This is a genomic window from Niastella sp., assembly GCF_045805085.1.
GTDB lineage: Bacteria > Bacteroidota > Bacteroidia > Chitinophagales > Chitinophagaceae > Niastella.
The window spans coordinates 1-4,713 of the sequence record NZ_JBJMLX010000163.1 but is presented as its reverse complement, the minus strand read 5'-3'; the positions used below and the strand labels follow the sequence as shown (position 1 = coordinate 4,713).

The 4,713-nt window shown below is 43.2% G+C and carries 3 protein-coding genes and 1 pseudogene; all 4 read left to right on the top strand.

Annotated elements, in window-relative coordinates; genetic code table 11:
- A pseudogene (locus ACJ751_RS08085) lies at window positions 1-313 on the top strand (GDP-mannose dehydrogenase); the annotation flags it as partial.
- Between the two features lie 35 nt (window positions 314-348).
- Window positions 349-1,725 (top strand): exopolysaccharide biosynthesis polyprenyl glycosylphosphotransferase, encoded by a 1,377-nt coding sequence (locus ACJ751_RS08080; RefSeq protein WP_407744983.1) that lies wholly within the window; start codon window positions 349-351, stop codon window positions 1,723-1,725.
- A gap of 33 nt (window positions 1,726-1,758) precedes the next feature.
- Window positions 1,759-2,784, top strand: a complete 1,026-nt coding sequence (locus tag ACJ751_RS08075) for an NAD-dependent epimerase/dehydratase family protein (protein WP_407744982.1) — start codon at window positions 1,759-1,761, stop codon at window positions 2,782-2,784.
- A 78-nt stretch (window positions 2,785-2,862) separates the two neighbouring features.
- Window positions 2,863-4,713, top strand: a 1,851-nt coding sequence (locus ACJ751_RS08070) for a GNAT family N-acetyltransferase (RefSeq protein WP_407744981.1), incomplete at its 3' end; no start/stop codon positions are given.

The window sequence follows — 4,713 nt, the reverse complement described above, 5'->3', positions numbered from 1 at the left end:
TCCATTTGTTGAACTGGCAGAAACGCTGATCGGGAAAGGATATCATGTTACTATTTATGATGAATACGTCCGGTTGTCGACACTCATCGGCGCCAACAAAGCTTACATCAATGAACGGTTACCGCATTTATCAGATCACCTCACCTATAATCTGGAAACCGCCATTTCTGAAAACGATGTGGTGATAATAAGCCATAAAAATTTCGACGCAAAAACCTATCGCCATCTGCTGAAAGAGAAAACGGCGATAATTGATCTGGCCAGAATTCATGAACTGGAGGAATTAGCCAATTATGAAGGTATTTGTTGGTAAACAATCGTTCTATTAATCTTTAAAAGCTTACGGCCATGCCTGGTCAAAAAATAAAACAGGATATCCCCTTCGTGGCGATAGACCTGCTCCCCCTCTTTTTTATTTTACCTATCGCCCACTACTTTTTCAGGGATTTCAAATACTCAAAGGGCGAGTTGATCACCTTATCGATATTTGTTTTTCTATGGTGCCTGGTGGAATACCTGGTCAAACACCGGTATACCAGGTTCTATCAAAAATTCCAGGAACGCATTTCCAGCCATTTCAAAACATACCTCACGCTTGTTATCACCGAGTGCGCCGTATTGTGGTTCATGCCCGTTTCTTCAGATTTCTGGAAATATGCCATCACCATTATGCTCGGTGTTTTCGGACTCGATCTGCTGATTAATTTCCTGATCATTGAAATTATAAGCGGCAATACCGGCAACCCGAAGTATGTTATTGTAGCCGGCACCGGCAACAAAGCAAAAATTATTGAAGACCAGGTTAACACCAGTCATAACAGCGGTTATCACCTTAAAGGATTTATCAGTTGCGACCAGTTGGATGAATGCATGATCGAAAGCAAAAAAGTGCTGAGTAACCTGGACAATATCAATGAATTTCTGCAAGTCAATGACATCGATGAAATTGTTATTGCCCTGCCGGATGACCAGAAAAAGAACATTCTAAAAGTATTGACCGTTGCCGATTATTATGGTATCCGGGTAAAATATGTGCTGGACTATCATGAGCTGTTTGGCAACCATTACAAAATTACCCGGCTGGGTCAGGTTGATACAGTAAACATAAGAGAGTTACCCATTGATGGAAAACTGGCCGGCTTCTTTAAAAATTGTTTCGATAAAATATTTGCAGCCATCGCCCTTATCTGCCTGCTTCCATTATTCCTGATCGTTGCACTGATAATTAAAATAGAATCGCGCGGCCCTGTTTTTTATTGCCCTATCCGCATAGGCAAAGGGGGCAAACCCTTCAAAGTGTACAAGTTCAGAAGTATGCGCGAAAATGATGATTGTGCTGGTGGTATCCGTTCTACCCAATGCAATGATCCCCGCATTACCCGCCTAGGTAGGATACTGAGAAAATACAGCATCGATGAGCTTCCGCAGTTTATTAATGTATTACTGGGAAGTATGAGCGTAGTGGGCCCCCGGCCGCATAGAAGATTTCTGAATCGGCAGTTACAGGAAAATGTTTATCACTATATGCTGCGGCAATACGTGAAACCAGGAGTAACCGGCTGGGCGCAGGTGAATGGGTGGCGCGGCCCAACCGATACCGAAGAACAAAAACGGCAACGCACGCTGCACGACCTCTGGTACATTGAGAACTGGTCGTTCCGGCTCGATATAAAAATTATTTTCCTTACCATATTCAGCCCCAAAGCACACCATGCTGCTTTTTGATACCCCTTACTTAGAACCTCTAAACATGTAGTTATGAAACTGACAGCCGCACAATACGAAAAAATAGCCGCCTCTACTTTTTTAGTTACCGGGGGAGCCGGCTTTATCGGATCGCACATCGCTGAATTTTTACTGAACGCCGGCGCCCGTAAAGTGCGGGTACTCGACAATATGGCAACGGGACATTTTCGCAATATGGCGCCCTTTGCCAACCATCCTCATTTTGAATTTACAGAAGGCGACATCTGTAATGTGGATACCTGCAGGGTTGCCTGCAAAGGAATAGATTATATAATTCAGGAGGCAATGTCAGTAGCAATTACTATTCCGATGAAGGACCTCATCACTACCGGAAGTGTGGATGCAAGTGGTTTTTTAAACATACTGGTAGCGGCATATGAAGCGAAAGTAAAACGTTTTGTGTATGCGTCAGGTTCCTGCATATACGGAAATAATGACGAGACGCCCACTACGCAATACATGAATGAACATTATGCCGCCCTGTTTACCAGGCTCTATGGTATGGAAACCATCGGACTTCGGTATTGCAATGTATTTGGCCAGCGACATAACCCGCAAAGCGAGTATGCTGCCTACATTCCCAAATTCGTGATGCAGTTTATGAAGCATGAATCCCCGGTCATCAATGGAACCTGTGAATATGCATACGATTTTACTTATGTAGAAAATGTAGTGGAGGCTAATATCCTGGCACTCCTCACTGCTAACCCCAAGGCGGTAAACCAGGTATATAATATAGGCTTTGAAGAAAGAACGTCTTTAGATCAGCTGGCCATGTACCTCAGGGAATTTTTGAGTGCTTTTGACATCAGTATCACCAGTGTGAATATAGCGCAGAAACATACACTGAACGATACTGCGCATCCGGTAGCTTTTATAGACAAAGCAAAAAAACTGTTGGGTTATAACCCCGGGTATTCGCTGAGAAATGGTTTACTAAAATCAGTAAGCTGGTATTGGGCCTACCTGCCTATGTATAATAAAGAGATTGAAGAAAAAAATCACGGCACGCGGTTCGCCGACGCCCTTACGGCATAAATTAATTCTTCCATGCACTTAGCCCGGCGTTCTACCCGGTAGGATGTCGGGTATTTTAAGACAGAAAATATTTTGTATATGTCATTCACTGCTTCAGCAACTAAATCAAAAACCATTGTATCACTTTTTCAGCAAGATCTTGAAAGAACAGAACTCTTGTCGGGAGAAAAAGTTTTTAATCTGTTGGAAGATACCAGGTTCCTGGGTGAATGGAACCATCTATGGAAAGCCTGCCCCTGGGCTACGGTTTTTCAGAGCCCTTCTTTCGTGGCCACATGGTATCGGATTTACAGAAAGGATTTCGTTCCTGTATTAATCAGGACTATACAAGCAGGAAAGGTGACAGGATTGCTAACGCTGGCTGCAGATAAGAATGGCCTGATAACCGGAGCCGGGGCAAACCAGGCAGAGTACCAGGTATGGCTTACAGCAGATGCCAATGACGAACAGTTCATTAAAAATGCATTGCTTGAATTACGCCGGGTGTATCCCCGAAGAAAGATCCTGCTTAAATACATTCCGGCTGAAGTTTCATTGGGCTTTGCAGAAAAAGAAGCCAAATGGCGTCGGCGCTGTTTTATAAAAATATCTGCCCACCCTTTAATGATCGTTAACGGAAATCAACTTACCAATGAGCTCAGAAAGAAAAACAGAAAGGAAAAGATCAACAGGCTAAGCAGGCTGGGTGAGTTAACATTTGAACGCATCAATAATTACCAGGCGTTTGCTTCTGTTTTTGATGAACTGGCCCTGCAATCTGATTTCAGAAAAGGAGCTATGTATAATAAAATAGCTTTTAAGAACGATCCATTAAGAAAGGAATTTTTACTGGCGTTATTTGAACAAAATGATATTCATGCAACCGTTTTAAAGATCAATGATAAAATAATTTCATCGAATGTAAGCTTGCAGGGACCCAACCAGGTCCATTTGCAGGGCATCAATTCCTTTGATGCGGTCTATGCCCGGCATTCTCCCGGTATTATTCATTTTTTGATGCTGGGTAAAATGCTGGCTGATGAAGGCGTGAAAGTATTTGACCTTACACCCGGGGCAGATCCTTATAAGGATATGCTGGCTACCCAACATACCAAAGCGGCCACTTTGAGTGTTGGCAACAACTTACATGGCTTTACCGGTCGCTTGAAATACGGCATCCACAATTACCTGAAAAGTAAAGCACTTGGTTTTGGAATAAAAGCGCAAACTTTAAAAAAGGTACAACGGAATCTTACTATCTGTAAAACAAAGATCAGGAATATAACCCCTGCAGGCTTAGTTGCCATGAGCACCCGTTTTATTGAAAAATTAAAACGGCGCAGCGATGTATCAAAATGCTGGATCGTTCAATATCCCGCTTTGCCAACCACCGGTCTGTTACCCATTCAAAAAGACAATTTGCATAACCTGCTTGAATTTGATAACCATGAAACCTGGTTTAGCAAACAGGAATACCTGGCCGATGCTATGCGAAGACTGGAAATTGGCGAACATGGTTATAGCTGGGTTGAAAACGGAAAATTACTGGGATGCGCGTGGTTAACAAACGGCAGGCACGCTGTAGCTGAATCTGACACTGGTAAAAGGGACGGTTGGTTCATTTCACTGTCTGGGTTATACTATCACCAGAAAGGCCGTAAAAGGCTGTCCCTTTTTCTGCAATCAGTTGCCGCTGAACTGGCAGCCGATACAATATGCGAAACCTTTTATATCGTTAATAACTGCCAGGATCAGCATGTTTTTGAAAAGGCAGGGTTTGTTGCGGTTGAAACGCCGGAATTATCCTTTGAAGAACTTCAAACTACCAATCAGGCAAGAACCAAAACAAAAGAAACATATGAAGGCGCAGTGTCTGGCGCCGGGAAACCAGATACGGACTACACCATCGAATTAGTAACGGGTTCAGCAGTTACAGAGCTTTTGCAGGAC

What these genes read in the sequence shown, in the direction of transcription:
- ACJ751_RS08075 (WP_407744982.1), top strand. Translation starts at nt 1,759, where the DNA reads ATGAAACTGACAGCCGCACAATACGAAAAAATAGCCGCCTCTACTTTT.
- ACJ751_RS08080 (WP_407744983.1), top strand. Translation starts at nt 349, where the DNA reads ATGCCTGGTCAAAAAATAAAACAGGATATCCCCTTCGTGGCGATAGAC.